This window comes from Collinsella tanakaei, from assembly GCF_021531055.1.
Taxonomy (GTDB): Bacteria; Actinomycetota; Coriobacteriia; order Coriobacteriales; family Coriobacteriaceae; genus Collinsella; species Collinsella tanakaei_B.
Genome location: NZ_JADYTL010000001.1, coordinates 157,626 through 178,011, shown reverse-complemented (window position 1 = coordinate 178,011; position 20,386 = coordinate 157,626). Strand labels below are relative to the sequence as shown.

The following is a 20,386-nucleotide window of genomic DNA, read 5'->3' as shown; positions in this document are numbered from 1 at the left end:
AAGCCGTACGGTCAGCATTCTAGCGCAGGACCCCGATGGGGGCCGTGCGAACAGGCGATATCGCAAGGTATGCGTAAGCACCGGGCTTGCTCAGAGCGATTCGATCTCACGCATGAGCTCATCGACGATATGGTCCTCGTCGATCTTCCTGATCACCTCACCATGGCGGAACAGCAGCGCCGAACCGCGTCCGCATGCGACGCACACATCCGCATCCGAGGCCTCACCGGGCCCGTTGACCACGCATCCCATCACGGCGACCGAGATCGGCTTGGTGACGTTTTGAAGGCGGCGCTCCACCTCCTGCGCGATCGGGATCAGGTTCACCTGGGTTCGCCCGCACGTCGGACACGACACGAGCTCGGGTCCGCGTCGACGGATACCGAGACACTCGAGGATGCCCCATGCAACCGGAGGCTCCTCGACGGGGTCGGCCGTCAACGAGACGCGCAAGGTGTTACCGATTCCCTCGGCGAGCAGAACGCCCAGTCCGACAGAGCTTTTGATCGTCCCCTGGCGCACGGTACCCGCCTCGGTCACACCGAGATGCAGCGGAATGTCGGGAAGTTCACGCGAGAGCGCACGATAGGTGTCGATCGTCGTGGGAACGCTGTGGGCTTTCGCGGAAAGCACGATGTCGCGAAAGCCCCGCTGCTCGAAATGATCGACGAAGCGCAACGACGACGCGACAAGCTTTTGAGGCAGCGTCAGATCATCGCGCTCGGCGATATCCTGCTCGAGCGAACCGGCGTTGACGCCGATGCGGATGGCGGCGCCACGCTCCCCCGCCGCATCGATGACGGCATCCACGCGTTCCCACGAGCCGATGTTACCGGGATTGATGCGGAGCTTGGCAGCACCGGCGCGAACGGCAGCGATGGCGAGTCGATAATCGAAATGGATGTCGGCGACGATCGGCACGGGACTCAAGGCGCAAATGCGCGCGAAGCTGTCGATGGCATTCTTATCGGGCAGGGTGACGCGGACGATATCGCATCCGGCATCGGCAAGAGCGCGAACCTGGGCGAGCGTAGCCTTGGTATCCGATGTCGGCGTGCAGGTCATGGACTGGACGACCACTGGCGCATCGCCACCGATGGCCACGTCACCGACGTGAACCTTGCGCGTCAACGTACGGGGTGCTACCTGCTCCATCGGAAAACCTCCTTGACGGGCATGATACGTGCGGGATATCGCAAGAGGACCATCAGATCAAGCGCGCGATATCCTGTTGGAACATATAGACGAACAGCATCAAAAACAGTGCGATGCCGATATACGAGACCGCGTTCTTTATCTTGGCGGGCACCGGTCGCCTGACGATCAGCTGAAAAACCTCGAAGAGCAGTTTGCCACCGTCGAGCGGCGGAATGGGAAGGAGGTTCATGAGGCCGAGCGAAAGGGAGATGAGCGACGCAAACGTCAGGTAGACCACAGGTCCGCTTGCCGCCGCCTGCGCGGAGATCACCGAAATGCCGACGATCGAGGTCGAGTTATCGAGCACTTCCATGGTTTGCGAAGGGATGAGCAGCTGGATCACGCCGGAAGCGGTTTGGTAGATGTAGTCCGCCGATACGCGGATCGCATCGATGACGCCGAGACGACGATGCTCGTACATGATGCCGATGCCGACCAAGCCGTCATCGTCGGGCGAAAGGGTCACCGTATCGAGAGCCCCGTCGCGCTCGAAGGTGATGGCGAAAGAGGGTTCGTCCGACGTTTCGGACAACTCCTGTATAGCAGCAAGGATGTCGGTCCAGGAATCCGTCTCGATATCGGAGATGGAGACGATTTCATCGCCTGCACGAAGGCCGGCCTGCGACGCAGGCGAAGATTCCTCGACGGAACCGATCACGTTCGAATCGATCGCGACGTCGAATCCGATGACCGAGTAGACGAACACGAGCAAGGCGAACCCGAGCAACAGGTTCATGACAACACCGGCGACGAGCATGAAGACGCGTTTGGGGAACCCTTTGCCGGCATAGGTATGCGAGCGTTCGGCACAGTAGAACGCTCGCTCCCCCATCGACGGATCCCAAGGCTCACCTTGCCGTGTCGCATGCGAAGCGTCGAACGCACGACCGTCATAGATGGTGTACCCTTGCGCATCTCGAGGCATGGCCGCATACGCGCTCGGATAATAGCGACCTTGCGGTCCGTCGCCGTCGAGGTAGACGGGGGCGATCGAACCCCATTGCTCAAGTTGGGCACATGCCTCCTGGACCACCTCGATATCCAAACCGAGCTCGGTCGACAATCGCTGACACGAAATCGTGCCTGCCCGATGGATCGCGGATAGGACCATGGGCGCATAGGCGGATTCGGAATCCTCCATACCGCAGATCGCGGCATACCCTCCGAGCAGAATCGGCGTCACGCCGATCTTGGTGCCGGTCCTCTTCGAGACGACATGGATATTCTTACTGCAGGGCATGCCGAGGAAAAACTCAGTGACGCGAACATGGCATGCGCGCGCTGCAAGGAAATGGCCGAGCTCGTGGATGAACACGAGCACCGATAGCGTGAGCACGCCCCAAAAGAGCGACGAGATGAATGTGAAGACGGCGGTCATAGGCAAGATCCCATCGTCAGCCGAGCGGTTTACGAAAGATCGGAGACCACCTGCGAGGCGCGTGCGCGGGCCCAACGGTCGACGTCGGCGAGCTGTTCCAGCGACTGGACACGCTGTGCGTCGTGATCGTCCATGCAGCGTTCGACGATACGGTCGATATCGGTGAACGAGCACGTGCCACCAAGAAAGGCGGAGACGGCGATCTCGTTCGCCGCATTGAGCACGCACGGAAGCGTGCCACCGATACGACCGGCACGCTCGGCCAAAGCAAGACAGCGGAACGCGTCCGTATCGGGCGCGCCGAAATCGAGACGGCCGAGCTCACGGAAGTCCATGCGAAGCGCCGGTGACGCCCAGCGCTCGGGATACGAGAACGCATACTGGATGGGGATACGCATATCCGATACGCCAAGGTGGGCGATGACCGATCCGTCTTCGTATTCCACCATCGAATGAATCTTAGACTGCCGTTGGATGACAACGCATATATCGTCCATGCCGACGCCGAACAGATGCATGGCCTCGATACGTTCGAGCCCCTTGTTCATAAGCGTCGCCGAATCGATCGTGATCTTGGCCCCCATATTCCAGGTGGGATGCGCGAGCGCGTCATCGACACCGACATGGGCGAGCTGATCGCGCGAACGACCGAAGAACGGGCCACCGGAGCACGTCAACCAGATCTTATGTACCTCACGGGGGTTTTCGCCGAGCAGGCATTGAAAAATCGCGGCATGTTCGGAATCGACGGGCAGCAGCTGTCCCGGTGACACCATGGGCATGAGCAGCTCGCCACCGACGACCAGGGACTCCTTGTTCGCGAGCGCCAAGCGCTTGTCAGTGGCGAGGACCGCCGCACTCGCGGCAAGACCGGCAGCCCCGACGATGGCGACGAGCACGCAATCGACATCGTCATGAAGGCAGATATCCACGGCAGCCTGCGCGCCGACGGATAGGCTCGTCGCATCGGGAAGGTCTTGCAGGATGGGGTCGTGGCGATGAGCGGGGTCGGTCACGGCAACACGCCGAACGCCGAACTCGCGCGCCGAGGCGACGAGCCGTTCGGTACCGGAATGCGCCGAGAGCGCAACGACCTGGAGCTTGTCGGCATGCTGACGGCATACGTCGAGCGCCTGCGTTCCAATCGAACCGGTGCACCCGAGAATCGCCACGCGAAGACGGTCGGATGATGGGGAGGATACGCCGCTTTGAGTCATCAGATGACGCCCCCGATCTTCAAAATGAGATAGGCGGTGATGCAACCGAAGATCAGCGAGTCGGATCGATCGAGCATGCCGCCGTGGCCCGGGATGAGATTGCCGGAATCCTTGACTCCGACTCCGCGTTTGATGCGGGATTCGAGGAGGTCGCCGAAGACGCCGAGAATCGCCACGGCAAGACCGGTGATGACCGCGAAAGCGAGGTCGATACGGTACAGGCCGGTCACCAAAAGGATCAGCCAGATGATAACGGAACCAAAAAGACCACCGAAAAAGCCCTCCCAGCTCTTATGAGGTGAGATCTTGGGCACCATCTTGTGCTTGCCGAAGCGGCTTCCCACGAGATAGGCGAACGAATCGCTCACCCACAGCGACGCGCATACGCCGATCGGCAGGAGCGCGCCGGGAAAACCATCGATGGAATCGCGAAGCAATACGATCGACGACAGCATGAAGCCGGTGTAGATCGGTCCGAATGCCGTGACGGCGATATCCGCGATGCGGGTCCTCGGCGAGAAGACGTACCAAAGCCCAAGCGTGAGGACGAGCAGGAAGATCAAGGCGGTCAGCCAAAGCGGATCGACAAGTGCAGACAGCGGAAACAGCACCGCCGCGGTGAGCCCGAGCAGCTCGTTGGGGACCTTGCCGTCAAGACGCATCATACGGAAGAACTCGAAACAACATAGCCAGCTCATCGCCGCGACGAACAGCGCGGTCGGCAGCGTACCGAGCAGCAGGCACCCGATGAACAGGGCGGCGTAGATCAAACCGAATGCCGTGCGGACAACAAGCCCGTGCAGGCCGGATGTTTGTGACTCGGTATCGGGTGCCGTCTGCTTCCGCGCACCCCTAGAAACGGGTTCCAACAAGATGCTCCTTGAACGACTGCGTCGGGATGGGATCAGCGCTTGGCGCTGAGCCCTCCGAAACGCCGGTCTCGATTTTGGAAGGCCAAGATAGCTCGAATGAGCTCCCAGCGATCGAAATCGGGCCAGTAGGTATCGGTAACGTAGAACTCCGCGTACGCGATCTGCCAAAGCAGATAATTCGAAACGCGGAGCTCACCGGAGGTCCTGACCACGAGCTCGGGATCAGGAAGGCCGGCGGTATAGAGCTGCTCGGACAAGGACGCCTCATCGATGTCCTCGACGTCGAGCGTACCCTCGAGAACGCGCTGTGCGAGTAGCTTGGATGCGCGTACGAGCTCGGCACGGCCGCCGTAGTTCACGGCAAGTGCGAGTACCATGCCGGTATGAGATGCGCACTCCGCAAGACCGTACTCGAAGACCTCGCGCGTGCGCGCCGGAAGGGCGCTGATATCGCCCAGGAAACGTACCTGGACGTTCTCCTGCTTGAGCAGGGGAAGCTCATCGATGAAGGTCTTGGCGAACAGGTGCATGAGGAGGTTGACCTCATGCTGGGGGCGGTTCCAGTTCTCGGTGGAAAACGCATACGCGGACAGGACATCGACCCCGAGTCGGACGCAGGCGGTGATGATCTCGCGAAGCGAGACGATACCGGCCTTATGGCCTTCGGTGCGAGCCATGCCGCGCGCGGTCGCCCATCTGCCGTTGCCGTCCATGATGCAGGAGATATGGCGCGGGATACGCGCCATATCGAGCGAGGAAAGGTCGATGTCCGAAGGGGGATCGAGCAGATACTCCGTCAGCTTTGCCTCATCGTACTGCACGATCAGATCTCCATGACCTCGGCCTCTTTGGCCTTCAGCAGCTCGTCGATCTTGGCGACATAGGCGTCGGTGTGCTTTTGCACCTTGGCCTGCTCGCGACGGACGTCGTCCTCGGTCAGGTCCTCGTCGCGATCGAGCTTGTTGTTGGCGTCGCGGCGGATGTTGCGGATGGCGACTTTGGCGTGCTCGGCGAGCTCACGGCACTCCTTGACGAGCTCGCGACGACGCTCCTCGGTCGGTGCGGGGAACGGCAGGCGCACGACCGTGCCGTCGGAGGAGGGCGTGATGCCGAGATCGGAAGCCGAGATCGCCTTGACGATGGCGTTCACGAGCGCCTTGTCCCACGGCTCGACGAGCAGCATGTGCGCCTCAGGCGTCTTGACGGCGGCGACCTGGGTGATCGGGGTGGCGACGCCGTAGTAATCGACGGTGATATCGGACAGGATGTTGGCATTGGCGCGTCCGGTGCGGACCTTACCGAAGTTGTGCTTCAGGTTCTCGATGGTCTTGTCCATTTGCGTGGTGATGTCCGCCATGGTTAATCCTCCTGTACGACGACGGTTCCAACGGGCTCGCCCTTGAGCGCGCGCTTGATATTGCTCTCGCCCTCGATGTTGAGGACGATGATCGGCATATGGTTGTCCTGGCACAGGGCCGCGGCCGTGGTATCCATGACCTGGAGACCACGGACGAGCACCTCATGGTAGGTGATGCGATCGAAGCGGACGGCATCGTCATGGGCGACGGGATCCTTGTCGTAGATGCCGTCGACCTTGGTCGCCTTGAGCAGGCACTCGGCGCCGATCTCGCAGGCGCGAAGCGCGGCGGCGGTGTCGGTCGTGAAATAGGGGTTGCCCGAGCCGGCGGCGAAGATGACGATATCGCCCTTCTCGAGATGGTTGATGGCGCGACGGCGGATATAGGGCTCGCAGACCTCGTTCATCTGGATGGCGCTCATGACGCGGCAGGGAGCGCCCACGCGCTCGAACGCATCCTGAAGGGCGAGCGCGTTCATGACGGTCGCGAGCATACCCATGTAGTCGGCCTGTGCGCGGTCCATGCCCTTGGCGGAACCGGCAAGACCGCGGAAGATATTGCCGCCGCCGACGACGATGCCGATCTCCACACCGTCATCGTGAAGATGCTTGATCTGCGTGGCGAGACGCTCGGTGACATGCGGATCGATACCGTAGCGACCCTCCCCCATCAAAGCCTCACCCGAAAGCTTGAGGAGCGTGCGCTTATAGAGGTACTCAGACAAGATGTCCTCCTTCGTAGGTCGAATTGCACCTATTCTAGCGTACTTGGGCGATCGTTCCGGTCGACCCATAAAAAAGCAGGCTATAGGTGCACCCCATAGCCTGCTCGAAACCCATCGTAGGATTGCTTAGTTGGCGGCCTCGCCGCTCACGAGACGGTCGAACGCGACGACGCGGACGTTGTCGCCGGTCTCCTTGGAGACCTTCTCGGCGTACTGCTTGATCGTGATGCTGGGGTCCTTGATGAACTCCTGCTCGTTCAGGACGAAGCCCTTGAAGAACTTCTCGAGACGGCCGAGGGCCATCTTCTCCTGAATGGCCTCGGGCTTGCCGGACTCGGCAGCCTGAGCCTTGTAGATGGCGACCTCGTGGTCGATGGTCTCGGCGGGCACGTCCTCGCGCACGGCGCTGATCGGAGCCGTGGCGGCAACCTGCATCGCGACGTCGTGAGCGAAGGTCTTGAAGGCATCGCTCGCGGCGGTCTCGGGCTTGTCGAAGGCGAACTCGACGAGCGCGCCGATCTTGCCGCCCATGTGGATGTAGCTGGCGACGGCGCCGGCGGCGGGCTTGCGGATGGCGAAGCGGGTGAGCTTCATGTTCTCGCCGATGACGTGGATCATCTCGGTGAGGGCGTCGCTCACGGTCTCGCCGTCCATATCGGTGGCGAGCAGCGCATCGACGTCGGCGGGCTCGGTCTCGCAGGCGACCTGGGCGATCTTGGCGACGAAGCCGGTGAACTTGGGGTTGGAGCTGACGAAGTCGGTCTCGCAGGCGACCTCGGCGAGCGCGCCGGCGCAACCGTTCTCGGCGATGTAGGCGGCGACGGCACCCTCGTTGGTGGCGCGACCGGCCTTCTTGGCGGCCTTGGCGATACCGTTCTTGCGGAGGACGTCGACGGCGGCGTCCATATCGCCGTCAGCCTCGACGAGGGCCTTCTTGCACTCCATCATCGGGGAGTCGGTCATCTCGCGGAGCTGCTTGACCATAGCGGCGGTGATCTGAGCCATGTTGGTTCCTTTCGAACTTGATGAACGATCGACAGGTACGAAACGATGTTACTCGGCAGCGGCCTCAGTGGCGGGAGCCTCGGCAGGAGCGGCCATCTCGGCCTCGGAGATCTGCTCCTTACCGGTGCCGGCGAGGCAGGCGTCGGCGAACAGCTCGCACATCAGGGAAACGGCGGAGATAGCGTCGTCGTTGCAGGGGATGCCGTAATCGACATCATCCGGATCGGAGTTGGTGTCGATGAGGGCGACCACGGGGATGTGCAGGCGCTTGGCCTCCTTGATGGCGTTCTCCTCGCGCTTGGTGTCGATGACGAACAGCGCCGCGGGCAGCGACTTCATGTCGCGGGCACCACCGAGGTTGGTCTGGAGCTTGGCGAGCTCCTTGCCGAGCACGGCCTGCTCCTTCTTGCCGCGAAGCGCCATGGAGCCGTCGGCCACCATGCCCTCGAGCTCCTCCATGCGGTTCATGCGGGAACGGATGGTGACGAAGTTGGTGAGCATGCCACCGAGCCAGCGCTGGTTGATGAAGGGCATGCCGGCGCGCTCGGCAGCGGCCTTGACGGCCTCCTGAGCCTGCTTCTTGGTGCCGACGAACAGGACCTTGCCGCCGTGGGCGCAGGTGTTCTTGAGGAAGGTGTAGGCGCGGTCGGCCTCGACGATCGTCTGCTTGAGGTCGAGGATGTAGATGCCGTTGCGCTCACCGAAGATGTAGGGGCGCATCTTGGGGTTCCAGCGACGGGTCTGATGACCGAAGTGGCAGCCGGCCTCGAGCAGGGTACGGATGTTGATCTTGGTAGCCATTGATACCTCCTGTGGTTCGCCTCCGCGCCGGCATCCGACCTCGCCGCCCACCCGACCTCAAGCTACCGATGTGTCGGGCACCACGGCCGGCGAGTAGCCGCGCGTGTGTGATGGAATACGTTGCGAGTAATCGCAACCTGAAGCATGATAGCAGGCTTACGCCTCGAATCCAAGCGTAAATGGGGCCATGTGTGCAGCTTGTGGGCTAAGACGCCACTCCCTACACCGCATCGCCGCGCGGATGGGCCTGCTTGACCGCGCCCTTGAGGCGATCGGGGGTCAGATGCGTGTAGATCTGCGTCGTCGAAAGGCTCACGTGGCCGAGCAACTCCTGGACGCTGCGGAGATCGGCTCCCCCTTCCAAAAGATCGGTGGCGAACGTATGACGCAGGGCATGGGGCGTGATGTCGGCGGGCAATCCGGCGGCTCTCGCATGCCGTGAGAATCGATGCCTGAGCGAATCGGCGCTCATGGGAAGTCCTCGCGCGGAGATAAACACCGCCTGCACGGGCTCTGTGGGAATATCCTTACGACATCCGAGCAGCACCGGGCGTGCTTGCTCGATATAGGCGGTGAGCTTCTCACGCGCCCGTCGATAGAGCGGGACGATGCGCTCCTTCGACCCCTTTCCGAAGAGCGTGAGCGTGCTTTCGGCTAGATCGACACGCGAAAGCGTCAGCGAGGCGATCTCCGAGATGCGCGCGCCCGAGGCGTATAGCGTCTCGAGGAAGGCGGCATCACGAAGCCCGTCAGGCGTCTCCCTGTCGGGAGCCGAGAGCAGCGCGTCGATCTGAGCCGGAGTCAGCACATGCGGCAGGGACTTCGGCAGCTTCGGGCTGACCAGCGCAGCCGCCGGATCAGACGACGTGCGGCACTCGAGCACCAGCCATCGATGGAGCGCGCGAATCGACGAGAGGTGCGCCGCGATCGTCTTGGGAGCATAGCGTGCGAGCTTCAGCTCGGCGAGGTAGCGTCGGATATCGCGTGAGGTGAGCGACTGCAGCTCGAAGCCTACACGCTCCATCCACCTGAGATAGGCGTCGAGATGCGACCCGTACGCCCGCACGGTCTCGGGAGACATGCCGTCGATCGTGCGGATGTATCGGAGAAATTCCTCGATCGCGTCGGCGTCGCCCATCGAAGCGTCCATCACGCACCCCTCGGTGCGAACAGGTCGCGCCGGGTGGCGATATACGCGTCGAGATCGTCTATCGCGCGCACGGCATACCGTGCGTAACGGTCGCGCTTGGAACGCTTGACGCCGTCTTCGAGCGCGGGAACCAAGCCGAAGTTCACGTGCATCGGCTGGTAATCCTGCGTAGCGGGATCGGTGGCATACGCGACGAGCGCTCCGAACGCGCCCGTGCGAGGCAACGCGACCGAGGGAGCACCGGTCAGATCCGCATAGGTGTTCAACGCGGCGAGCAACCCGGAAGCGATCGCCTCGGTATACCCTTCCGTACCGGTGATCTGACCGGCAAGCCGAACATGGGTGCCGGGAATGCAGAAGGTGGCATCAAGGACGTGCGGCGAATCGACGAAAGTGTTGCGATGCATGACGCCGTAGCGGAAGAACTCGGCATGCTCGAGACCCGGGATCATGCGGAACACGCGGCGCTGCTCGGAAAACGTGAGATTCGTTTGGAAGCCGACGAGGTTGTAGGCGCTGCGCTCGGCGTTCTCGGCGCGAAGCTGGACGGCGGCCCACGGGCGACGACCGGTACGCGGATCGATCAGACCGACCGGCTTCATCGCACCGAACCGGATGGCGTCGCGGCCCGTGCGGGCGACCTCCTCGGCAGGCTGGCAGGCGGAGAACAGCTCCTTGCGCTCGAAATCCTTGAGCACGACACGCTCCGCCCCGACGAGCGCGTCGATGAAAGCCTCGTATTCGTCTTTGGACAACGGCGCGTTGAGATAGTCGCCGTCGCCGGATTCCCCGTAGCGTGACTGCGTGAACAGCACGTCCATATCGAGCGTCGAGGCATCGACGATCGGGGCCGCCGCGTCGAAAAACGACAGCGAGGACCCACCGGTCCGTTCGAGCAACGCCCCGGCGAGCGAGGCCGCACAAAGCGGACCTGCAGCGATAACCGCATAGCCCTCGGGAAGCTCGCCCACCTCCTGACGGATCACGCGGATCCGCGGATGGTCGTTCATGCGGGCCTCGACGAGACGTGAGAATTCCACACGATCGACGGCCAGCGCGCCGCCAGCGGGAACGGCGGCCTGTTCGGCGCAGGCGAGCAACACCGATCCCATGCGGCGCAGCTCCTCCTTGAGCAGTCCCGCGGCGGAATCGAAGCGGGTCGACTTGAAGGAATTGGAGCAGACGAGCTCCGCCAAGCCCTCGGTATGATGGGCGGGCGACATCGTCTGCGGTCGCATCTCGTACAGCTCGACGTCCACGCCGCGATCGGCGAGCTGGCATGCGCATTCGCAGCCCGCAAGACCGCCTCCTATGATCTTGACCTGCATAGCGTCCATCGATATGTCCAATCTTCCGCTACGGTGCGGAATCCACGATAGTCGAACGTTCGCGCAAAGAGCGCGCAGTCGGCGCATAGCGGCCATCCGGCAGGCGCTCGATACGCTTGCGCATCTCGAGGGCGCTCACCACCGGAAGGCAATCCATCACGCCTACGGAAAGCATGGCGGCAATCTCGTCCATACGCAAGGGGCTCGCAAAAAGCGCGCGCATAATCTCCGCCTCCTGCCCGACGCCCTCGATCGGACCGGACTCCCCGGCGCGACAGTATCTCAGCGTACCGAAAATGCGCGAGACCGCCACCTCGATGGACTCCTCATCGATCAAGCATCCCGCGCCGGAAGCGATGAGGTGGTTGGTGCCACGCGAGAGCGGCGACATAATCGAGCCGGGCACCGCCAGCACCTCACGATCGAGCGCTACCGCCGCCTCGGCCGTCGAGAACGTTCCAGACGGCAGGTCCGCCTCGGTGATGAACAGCACGCGGGACAACGCCGCTATGACGCGATTGCGCTTAGGGAAGGCATACTTGCGGGGACCGGTCCCCCATCGCTCAATCGATACGATCGCGCCGCCGGCATCGATCGTCCGCTCGATAAGCGGCGCGGCGGAACGCGGATACACGATATCGGCTCCCGTGCCGAGCACGATAACGTGCTTGCCGCCCGCACCGAGCGCGGACCATCCCGCGGCTTGATCGCATCCGCGTGCCCCGCCCGAGACGACCGTGATACCGGACTGCGCAAGCGCCGCGGCGATGATCTGGGCGGTGGCGATTCCATACGGAGTCGCCCTCCTCGAACCGATAACGGCCGCGCATGGGGTCCGCAACACATCAAGATCGCCCCTGACATATATCACCGCAGGCGGAGGCTGAAGCTCCTTGATGCAATCGGGGTATCCTCCGTCGCCCAGACCGATCTCGTGGCGAACATCGCGGTCATTCATCGGTCAGCCTCCCCCGGAACATCGATGCCTCGAGCATATGGCGCTCCAAGATACGCTCGCTCTCCTCGATATCGGCAATGGTTCTCGCTATACGGCAGACTCGGACCATGCCGCGAGCGGTCAGCGAGGAGGTGTGGGCAAGCGTGATCAAGATCCTCTCGGATTTCTCGTCGAGCCCATACGAGCCGATGTCCCCGCTGGTGCGCGACGGCGTATCGGTGTCGCGAAGACCGGACCGCGAGCGGCGCCACACTCGATACGCCCTCCCCCGTTCGACGAGCGCGCCCATGGCGGCTGTGTCCAGCCCCTCATCTCCCCTGACGATCAATTCGGGATCCGGCCGCATCACGTCGATGCAGATGTCGATTCGATCCGCAAGCGGACCCGAGAGTTTGGACCGGTACCGCTCGATCGCCGCGGGCGCGCACGTGCAAACGACCTCGCGATCCCCGAGGTAGCCGCACGGGCACGGATTGCTCGCCGCCAGCAATTGGAAGCGTGCGGGAAACAGGTAGGACCCGTCGGCGCGCACGATGCGGACGCGCCCGGATTCCATGGGTTGCCGTAGGGTCTGTAGAACGTGGGCCGAAAACTCGCCAAGCTCGTCAAGGTGAAGCACCCCTCCATGCGCAAGGCTTATCTCGCCCGGCCTGACGGGTCTTCCGCCGCCGATGAGCCCCGCCGACGATATGCTGTGATGCGGGCATCGAAACGGTCGTTCACCGGCGAGCAGACGATCGATCGGCTCCCCGACGACGGAATGGATGCAGAGCGCCTCCTGTTTCACGGTCTCCTCGAGCGGCGGCAAAATGGTCGTCATGCGTTTGGCGAGCATCGTCTTTCCGGCACCGGGCGTCCCGATCATGAGCATGCCGAGATTGCCCGCCGCCGCGATCACCATGCCCCGTTTCGCCATGTCTTGCCCGAGCACATCCGAGAAGTCCAGGGTCGGAATATCCGAATCGATACGTGCGGGATTACCCCTTACGGCGGAGCACGCGTCGCGCACGCCCAGACGCAACATGCCGATATGATCGAACGCGACATGATCCACGCCCTCCATCGGGACATGGTCGCCTGATCGCGAGGTCACGAGGGTCAGATGGTGATCGCGCGCATACAGCTGGAAGGCGACTTCGCCCTTCACATGGTTCACCGTTCCATCGAGGGCGAGCTCGCCGACGAAGAGGCAGTCGTCGATCCCTTCACATGGGATCTGCCCCGACGCGACGAGTATCGCCACCGCGATGGGGACATCGAAGCCCGAACCGGTCTTCCGCATGTCGCCGGGAGCGAGATTGACGGTGATGTGCTTGCGCGGAATATCGTAACCAGCCGACCGCAGCGCGCAGCGGATTCGTCCACGAGCCTCCATGATGCTCGAGTCGACCATGCCGACGAGCGTGATCCCCGGGATTCCGTCGGACATCGATACCTCGACGGTGACCGGGTGGGCCTCGACACCCTTGAGGCATGCGGCGTGGACGGCGAACACGCGCGATGCCTGGCCGCTCATCGGTCGCCATCCCATTCGAAGGCGGCGTACAGATGCTCGATCTCGGCGCGAAACCCGGGCAACAGCGTAACGGCGATCACGTCGAACCGCATGGATCTCACGGGAAAATGCTCGAGTACATAGCAGGCGGCGATACGGGCATAGCGACGGCGCTTCCGCTCATCGACCGCGAGCTCGGGATAGACGGTATCGCCTGACGCCGAAAGCCGTCTGGTCTTGACCTCGACAAGCACCGTCTCGTCGCTGTCGACATCCACGACGACGAGATCAGCCTCCCCTTCCGGGCACCGATAGCCCTGGCACACGAGTGCATAGCCGCGCTGCTGCAAAAACGACCGCGCGATCGCCTCGCCCAAGCGCCCGAGTTCCTGAGGCGTCAGCGTGGAGAGTAGCGAAGGATCCTCCTGGCAGCTCCGTATGAGCCGCTCATCCCGCTCGCGCCCGCAATCGTTCTTGTGGTCCCCCATATGTGCTCCTTTCCGTCGGATGGAAGGAGTATGGGACCGCCAATCGAACACATATCGAAAAGAGGGCGACCGGGGCGAAACCGAATACCTGAGGAACCCGACACCGCCACGACACGCCAGCTCGCAAAACGCTCAGGGGTATCGTCCTTGCACGCTCGAAGGAAACGCGACTAAAACAGGCGAGCGGTCTCCAGGAAATTACCGCAGAAACTCACGCGATGGATCGGGCTCAACCCAAGATCCTTGATCGCCTGGATGTGCTCGGCGGACGCGTATCCTTTGGACTGAGCGAGATGATAGCCGGGATATTCGGTGTCGAGCTCCACCATCATGTCGTCACGCGTGACCTTCGCGACGATGGAGGCGGCGGCGATGCAGGCGATCTGGGCATCGCCGTGCACGACCGAAACCTCGCGCGGATGAGCTCCAAGCGGGTTGCCATCCATCAGGACGCAATCGGGATCGAGCCCGGTGTCCTCGATTGCGCCGGCAACCGCCACACGAAGCGAGCGGGCCATGCCCCAGCTGTCGATATCGGCGGGTGAGACATGGCAAATGCCGATCGCGGTCGCGGTCTCGGCGATGCGCACCGCAAGCGCTTCGCGACGGGCCGGTGTAAGCTGCTTCGAGTCGTTGAGGCCCCAGATTCTCGGCTCAAACGGCAGGCAGGCGGCGCAAACGGTCAGAGGCCCCGCAACCGACCCGCGACCGACCTCGTCGACGCCGATGACGACGCCCTCGCCTCCCAGCGACCGCATGCGATCGTACATGGCGTCGACGCGCTGGCGCTCGGCCGATTCGCGCTCGAGCCGTTTGCGAGCCCTGTCGCACGCCTTTTGGACCTGCACACGTGGGTCGTCCCGATAGCGTTCGATGAGACGTTCGATTTCCTCGAACGAAGCGCTCGCCAGCTCGGCCGCCACATGGGTTGCCGACTGCGAACTCGTCATATTCGCCATGCGATCACCTCAATCCAAAACGAAGGGCCACCCAATCGGGCGGCCCTTCGAAGATACCATGATGTATCGGGTGCCTTAGCGCTTCTCGGGGATGCGGGCGGCCTTGCCGATCTTGTCGCGCAGGTAGTAGAGCTTGGCGCGACGGACACGACCGTGACGGACGACCTCGAGCTTGGCGATCTTGGGGCTGTGCAGCGGGAAGGTACGCTCGACGCCGATGCCGAAGGAAAGCTTGCGGACGGTGAAGGTCTCACGGGAGGAGCCACCGCTCATGCGGATGACGTCGCCCTGGAAGACCTGGATGCGCTCGCGGTCACCCTCCTTGATGCGGTAGTGCACCTTGACGTTGTCGCCGACGCGGACCTGCGGGATGTCCTCGCGCATGTCCTGGCGCTCGATAGCGCGGATGTAATCCATGGTTCGATCCTAACTCTTACCAGAGGTGCCGCGATCTGACGACACATGGGTTGAACAAACGTGATTATTATACGCAAGCGTTTCGGGAACGCAAGCACGAAATCGCACCTACGCTACTTCTTTGCAAGCGCCCCCATATCGGCGATATCGGTGAAGACCGACTCGAAACGGTTGAGCAGCTTGAGGCGGTTCTCACGTACGCCAGGATCATCGTCCATGACCATGACATCGTCGAAGAAGCGGTCGATCGGAGCACGCAGGGAGGCAAGCGCGGAGATCACCGCGGCGAAGTCCTTGGCGGCAAGTGCCGAGGCGGTCTGCTCGCGCGCGGCGTCGGTAGCCTGGAGCAACTCGAGCTCGGCGGTCTCCAAGGAAGATTCGTCGACCTCGCAGCCAAGGGAGCCGTCGGCAAGATGGCTCGCACGCGCGAACGCGGTCGCGAGGTTCTCGAAAGTCTCGGGATCGTTGCCGCGAGCGTCCTGCAGCGCGTGCGCGAGCGCGAAGTAATCGACAGGCGAAGAGACGGAACCGGCGGACACCGCCGCGACCGTATCGGCGGGAATATGCTCGTCACGTGCCATCTGCTCCATGCGTCCCTTGATGAAGCCGCACACGGCGGCGGCAGTGGCGCCAAGGTCGAACTCGATACCCTGTTCGGCGTAGTTTGCGAGCGCGGCATCGACAAGCTCCTCGTAGCCGCACTGTAGACGCTGACGAAGGATGTTCAGGATGCCGATCGCGCTGCGACGCAGGGCGAAGGGATCTTTGGAGCCGGTCGGAGGCTCCCCGATGGCGAACATGCCGGCGACGGTGTCGAGCTTATCGGCAACGGCCACGATGCAACCGGCGATACCCTCGGGCAGCTCATCGCCTGCGAAGCGCGGACGATAGTGGTCGCGGATGGCGTCGGCGACCTCGTCGCTCTCCCCTGCCGCCTTGGCGTAGTACCCGCCCATGACACCCTGCTGGCTCGTGAACTCGACGACCGCTGAGCTCACGAGATCCGCCTTGGCGAGATGCGCGGCGCGCTGAGCGTCGGAAGCGGCATGGGCACCGATATGGGCGGCGTTCGCGATGGCAAGCGCGAGGTCCTCCATGCGCTCGGACTTTTGCAGCACGCTGCCGAGCTTTTCCTGGAAGGCGACGGAGGCGAGACGCGAACGGAACTCCTCGAGCGGGACCTTGAGGTCCTCATCGTAGAAGAACTTGGCGTCGTAGAGACGGGCGCGGACCACGCGCTCGTTGCCGTCGATGATGGTCGCGGCGTTCTCGGGACGGCCGTTGCCGACCACGACGAACTCGCGCGTCAGCTCGCCCTGCGCGTCGTAGATGGGAAAATACCGCTGGTTGGAGAGCATGGACTCGCAGATGATCTCGTGCGGGACATGCAGGAACTCCTCATCGAACACGCCCACGAGAACAGTCGGCCATTCGCAGAGGTTCACGACCTCGTCGAGGACCTTCTTGGGCGTATCCACATGGGCGCCATCGCGCTCGGCCTCGATCTTTGCGATACCGTCGGCGATGACCTGACGACGGCGCTCCTCGGAAAGGACGCCCGCCTGCTCGAGTACCTGCTCGTACACCGCGGGCTCGCTGACGACGTGCTCACCCGGGCCCAAGACGCGGTGCCCGCGCGTGGTGTTACCGGAGACGACATCGGCATAGCTCACGGGGATGACCTCGCTGCCCAGCAGTGCGCAGATCCAACGGATCGGACGCACGAACGTCTCGTGGGTCGACCCCCAGCGCTGGCTGCGATAGTTGGGCCACTCGAGGTTCGCGATCACGTCTTCGAACAGTCGGGACAGAAGCGGCATGGCGGGAGCGGCCGGGATGTCCTTCTCGACGAACACGTACTCACGCCCGTCGGTGTCGACCCGACGGATGAGCTCGGTCGCCGCGATGCCGCATTTGCGCGCAAAGCCCTCGGCGGCTTTGGTGGGATTGCCGTCGGCATCGAAGGCGATCTGCGCGGCGGGGCCGCGCTTGACCTCGTGGACGGCCTCGGTCTCGGTCGCCACGGTCGACAGGGCGGCCAGACGACGCGGCGTGGAGACGACACGGACCTCGCCATGGGCGAGGCCGGCGGCGTCGAGGCCGTCGGAAATCAGCTTGGGCAGCTGCTTGACCGCATTCATGAGCGGGGCGGAGGGCATCTCCTCCACGCCGATCTCGAACAGAACGTCTCGGGTCTCGGCCATCTTAGGCAACCTCCCCTTCCGTTTGCTGGGTCGCCGCGACCTCGGCCATGTAGGCCTCGCAGCAGGCCTTGGCGACGGTGCGGACGCGTAGGATGTAGTTGGCGCGCTCGACGGCGGAAAGGGCTCCGCGGGCGTCGAGGATATTGAACGCGTGGCTGCACTTCATGACGCAGTCATAGGCAGGCAGCGGCAAGTTGGCATCGAGACAGGAATGGCACTCGCGCTCGTAGTCGTCGAACTTGGCGCGCATCATCTCGACGTCGGCGACCTCGAAGTTGTACGCGGAGAATTCGCGCTCGTTCTCGAGGAACACATCGCCGTAGGTCATGGGCGTGCCGTCGGGCAGATAGCTCCACACCAGATCGTAGACGGACGTGACGTTCTGCACGTACATGGCGAGACGCTCGAGGCCGTAGGTGATCTCGACGGGAACGGGATCGACCTCGATACCACCAACCTGCTGGAAATAGGTGAACTGCGTGACCTCCATGCCGTTCAGCCACACCTCCCAGCCAAGGCCCCAGGCGCCGAGCGTCGGACTCTCCCAGTCGTCCTCGACGAAACGCACGTCGTGGTCGGCGGGATCGATACCGATGGCCTTCAGCGAATCGAGGTACAGCTCCTGCGAGTTCGCGGGACTGGGCTTGATGAGCACCTGGAACTGGTAGTAGTGCTGCATGCGGTTGGGGTTCTCGCCGTAACGGCCGTCGGCCGGACGGCGGCAGGGCTGGGCGTAGCACGTGCGCCACGATGCGGGGCCGAGCGAGCGCAGGGTGGTCGCGGTATGGAAGGTACCGGCGCCGACCTCGGAATCGTACGGCTGCATGATAACGCAACCCTGACTTCCCCAATACTGCTGGAGACGCAAGATGATCTCCTGGAAGGTGAGCTGTGAGCTGTCTTTGCCCATGGTATCCCCTCGACTCGAATGTTCAACAGACGTAATGATAGCCCAAGTGGGCGGTATGTCCGGCGAAAGCGTGCGGTTACAGCGTTCCGAAACGATGCAGGGGCCAATAGCGCAGCACAACCACGCCGATGACGTCGTCGACCTCGACCGCACCGAAATACCGGGAGTCGGCGGAATTCTCGCGATTGTCGCCCATCACCCAGATGCACCCCTCAGGAACGGTGTAGGGGTAGCGGATGATGACGCCCGGCGCTTGGCTCGCCAGCGGCTGGCTCTGGCCGATCGCATACGGCTCATCGAGCGCCTGCCCGTCGACCAGCACGCGCCCGCCGACCATCTCGACCGTCTGACCGGCGGTGGCGATGACGCGCTTGACGAGCACGTCGTGGTCGGAGGAGCCGTCGGGGTTGCGGAACACGATGATATCTCCCGCCTGCGGGGACATACCGAGGTTCGTCGTCACCTTCTGCGCGAAGACCTGGTCGCCGATCTCGATGGTATCCTCCATGGAGCCCGTCGGCACGACGTACGGCTCGATGATGAAGGTACGCACGACGAGCATGAGGCCGCACGCGATGGCCACGATCACCAGCCATTCGACGAGGCTGCGGAAAAAGGTATCGGTATGCGGGGTCACCTTGGCTCCTCTACTCGGTCTCACTCGTCTGCCGCCCATGATAACGCTCGATGAGGGTTCGGGCGCGATCGCGCTCCTCGGGCGTGAGGCTGGCCGCATCGATCAGGTCGGGACGCCAACGGCACGTGCGCTCGATCGCGTCGGCGCGACGGTAGGCGTCGACTTTGGCATGATCGCCCGACAACAGGATATCGGGCACCGCCATATCGCGGAAGACCGCGGGCCTCGTGTACTGCGCGTACTCGAGCAGGCCACCGTCATCCTCGGTCGAAAACGACTCGTCGCGATTGGACATCTCGTCACCGAGCGCTCCGGGAAGCAGGCGTATCACGGCGTCCGCGACCACCATGGCGGGCAGCTCGCCGCCGGTCAGCACGTAATCCCCGATCGAGATCCGCTCGTCGGCGAATGCGTACGCGCGCTCGTCCATCCCCTCGTAGCGCCCGCAGACCAGAAGGATGCGCTCATAGGTGGCGAGACGTTCAGCCGTCGCCTGGCAAAAGGGGGAGCCGCACGGCGTGAAGAAGACGACATGGGGCCGCGGGCCCTCGGCGGCGATCGCCTCGATGGCCTCGGCGAGCGGCTCCACCTTCATAAGCATGCCCTGGCCCCCACCGTAAGGCTCGTCGTCGACCGTACGGTGACGGTCATGCGTCCAGTCGCGCAGATCGTGCGCGTGGAATTCGAACAGGCCGGCACGGCGTGCGCGACCCAGGATCGAGGTGGACATCACCGGCTCGAACATCTCGGGAAAAACGGAGACCGCATCGATGATCATCGGACCGCACCTTCCGACGGGGCCCCGTCGATCAGGCCGTCCATGATGCGGACCTCGATGGTGCCGGAATCGGGCAGCGAGCGCACGACATCGGCGATGACGGGGATGAGCACCTCGCCATACGAGGAGCCGGAGACGACCCAGACGTTGTTCGCCGGCGTCTCCATCACCTCCTCGATCGTGCCCAGATCGCCGTAGCGCTCATCGTGGACCCCGCGGCCGATCAAGTCAGCGAACGGAACCTCGAACGCATCGAGGACGACGTCGTCGGCACGCGCCAGCACATGGCAGCCGACGATGGCCTGCGCGTCGTCGATGGAGGCGATGCCGGAAAACGTCGCACGGGACGCGACCTCGTTCACGGACGTCACCGTGCAAAAGCGATCACGCGTAAGCGACGGTGGCGTAAGCGCCACGGTCATGCCGACGCGCAACAGAAAGGGAAGCCCCCGCAGCGGAACCACGGAGACCTCCCCTTTCGAACCATGTGGAGCGCCCACTCGGGCGATG

General features: G+C 63.2%; 21 protein-coding genes. All 21 read right to left on the bottom strand.

The window, feature by feature from the left end; translation table 11 throughout:
- Positions 1–90: 90 nt before the first annotated feature.
- Positions 91–1,155 (bottom strand): flavodoxin-dependent (E)-4-hydroxy-3-methylbut-2-enyl-diphosphate synthase, encoded by a 1,065-nt coding sequence (gene ispG, locus I6E04_RS00785; RefSeq protein ID WP_235421209.1) that lies wholly within the window; start codon positions 1,153–1,155, stop codon positions 91–93.
- A gap of 52 nt (positions 1,156–1,207) precedes the next feature.
- The gene (locus I6E04_RS00780) at positions 1,208–2,575 is read right to left on the bottom strand and encodes a M50 family metallopeptidase (protein ID WP_235421208.1); all 1,368 of its coding nucleotides are present in this window, start codon (positions 2,573–2,575) and stop codon (positions 1,208–1,210) included.
- Between the two features lie 29 nt (positions 2,576–2,604).
- Entirely contained in the window at positions 2,605–3,792 is a 1,188-nt protein-coding gene (gene dxr, locus I6E04_RS00775) for a 1-deoxy-D-xylulose-5-phosphate reductoisomerase (RefSeq protein ID WP_235421206.1), read from the bottom strand.
- Positions 3,792–4,562 carry a phosphatidate cytidylyltransferase gene (locus I6E04_RS00770; protein WP_235421204.1) on the bottom strand — a complete coding sequence of 257 codons (771 nt, stop codon included), beginning with the start codon at positions 4,560–4,562 and terminating at the stop codon, positions 3,792–3,794. Before I6E04_RS00770 ends, dxr begins: the two co-directional genes overlap by 1 nt.
- Positions 4,563–4,696: 134 nt before the next feature.
- The gene (locus tag I6E04_RS00765; RefSeq protein ID WP_235421199.1) at positions 4,697–5,485 is read right to left on the bottom strand and encodes an isoprenyl transferase; all 789 of its coding nucleotides are present in this window, start codon (positions 5,483–5,485) and stop codon (positions 4,697–4,699) included.
- Between the two features lie 2 nt (positions 5,486–5,487).
- Positions 5,488–6,021, bottom strand: coding sequence for a ribosome recycling factor (frr, locus tag I6E04_RS00760; RefSeq protein WP_235421197.1), 534 nt, complete (start codon positions 6,019–6,021; stop codon positions 5,488–5,490).
- Positions 6,022–6,023: 2 nt separating this feature from the next.
- Positions 6,024–6,746, bottom strand: a complete 723-nt coding sequence (gene pyrH / locus I6E04_RS00755) for a UMP kinase (RefSeq protein WP_235421196.1) — start codon at positions 6,744–6,746, stop codon at positions 6,024–6,026.
- Positions 6,747–6,872: 126 nt separating this feature from the next.
- Positions 6,873–7,751, bottom strand: a complete 879-nt coding sequence (gene tsf, locus I6E04_RS00750) for a translation elongation factor Ts (RefSeq protein WP_235421194.1) — start codon at positions 7,749–7,751, stop codon at positions 6,873–6,875.
- Between the two features lie 48 nt (positions 7,752–7,799).
- Positions 7,800–8,552, bottom strand: coding sequence for a 30S ribosomal protein S2 (gene rpsB, locus I6E04_RS00745; protein ID WP_235421190.1), 753 nt, complete (start codon positions 8,550–8,552; stop codon positions 7,800–7,802).
- A 220-nt stretch (positions 8,553–8,772) separates the two neighbouring features.
- Entirely contained in the window at positions 8,773–9,702 is a 930-nt protein-coding gene (locus I6E04_RS00740; protein WP_235421189.1) for a tyrosine recombinase, read from the bottom strand.
- A complete protein-coding gene (trmFO, locus tag I6E04_RS00735) occupies positions 9,702–11,039 on the bottom strand; it encodes a methylenetetrahydrofolate--tRNA-(uracil(54)-C(5))-methyltransferase (FADH(2)-oxidizing) TrmFO (protein WP_235421187.1) in 1,338 nt (445 codons plus the stop codon). Before trmFO ends, I6E04_RS00740 begins: the two co-directional genes overlap by 1 nt.
- 19 nt (positions 11,040–11,058) lie before the next feature.
- The gene (locus I6E04_RS00730) at positions 11,059–11,988 is read right to left on the bottom strand and encodes a DNA-processing protein DprA (RefSeq protein WP_235421186.1); all 930 of its coding nucleotides are present in this window, start codon (positions 11,986–11,988) and stop codon (positions 11,059–11,061) included.
- The gene (locus I6E04_RS00725; protein WP_235421184.1) at positions 11,981–13,504 is read right to left on the bottom strand and encodes a YifB family Mg chelatase-like AAA ATPase; all 1,524 of its coding nucleotides are present in this window, start codon (positions 13,502–13,504) and stop codon (positions 11,981–11,983) included. Before I6E04_RS00725 ends, I6E04_RS00730 begins: the two co-directional genes overlap by 8 nt.
- Positions 13,501–13,971 carry a YraN family protein gene (locus tag I6E04_RS00720; protein WP_235421182.1) on the bottom strand — a complete coding sequence of 157 codons (471 nt, stop codon included), beginning with the start codon at positions 13,969–13,971 and terminating at the stop codon, positions 13,501–13,503. The genes I6E04_RS00725 and I6E04_RS00720 overlap by 4 nt, the downstream gene beginning before the upstream one ends.
- A 170-nt stretch (positions 13,972–14,141) precedes the next feature.
- The gene (locus tag I6E04_RS00715; RefSeq protein ID WP_235421180.1) at positions 14,142–14,930 is read right to left on the bottom strand and encodes a ribonuclease HII; all 789 of its coding nucleotides are present in this window, start codon (positions 14,928–14,930) and stop codon (positions 14,142–14,144) included.
- A 75-nt stretch (positions 14,931–15,005) separates the two neighbouring features.
- Complete coding sequence (rplS, locus tag I6E04_RS00710) at positions 15,006–15,347, bottom strand: 50S ribosomal protein L19 (RefSeq protein WP_235421179.1); 342 nt, start codon at positions 15,345–15,347, stop codon at positions 15,006–15,008.
- A 113-nt stretch (positions 15,348–15,460) separates the two neighbouring features.
- A complete protein-coding gene (gene glyS, locus I6E04_RS00705; protein ID WP_235421177.1) occupies positions 15,461–17,551 on the bottom strand; it encodes a glycine--tRNA ligase subunit beta in 2,091 nt (696 codons plus the stop codon).
- A gap of 1 nt (position 17,552) precedes the next feature.
- The gene (locus I6E04_RS00700) at positions 17,553–18,461 is read right to left on the bottom strand and encodes a glycine--tRNA ligase subunit alpha (protein WP_235421175.1); all 909 of its coding nucleotides are present in this window, start codon (positions 18,459–18,461) and stop codon (positions 17,553–17,555) included.
- Between the two features lie 76 nt (positions 18,462–18,537).
- Positions 18,538–19,098 carry a signal peptidase I gene (gene lepB / locus I6E04_RS00695; protein ID WP_235421174.1) on the bottom strand — a complete coding sequence of 187 codons (561 nt, stop codon included), beginning with the start codon at positions 19,096–19,098 and terminating at the stop codon, positions 18,538–18,540.
- Positions 19,099–19,108: 10 nt separating this feature from the next.
- Complete coding sequence (trmD, locus tag I6E04_RS00690) at positions 19,109–19,876, bottom strand: tRNA (guanosine(37)-N1)-methyltransferase TrmD (RefSeq protein WP_235421172.1); 768 nt, start codon at positions 19,874–19,876, stop codon at positions 19,109–19,111.
- Positions 19,873–20,376: a ribosome maturation factor RimM gene (locus I6E04_RS00685; protein WP_289614482.1), complete on the bottom strand. Its 504-nt coding sequence runs from the start codon at positions 20,374–20,376 to the stop codon at positions 19,873–19,875. The genes trmD and I6E04_RS00685 overlap by 4 nt, the downstream gene beginning before the upstream one ends.
- Positions 20,377–20,386: the final 10 nt, after the last annotated feature.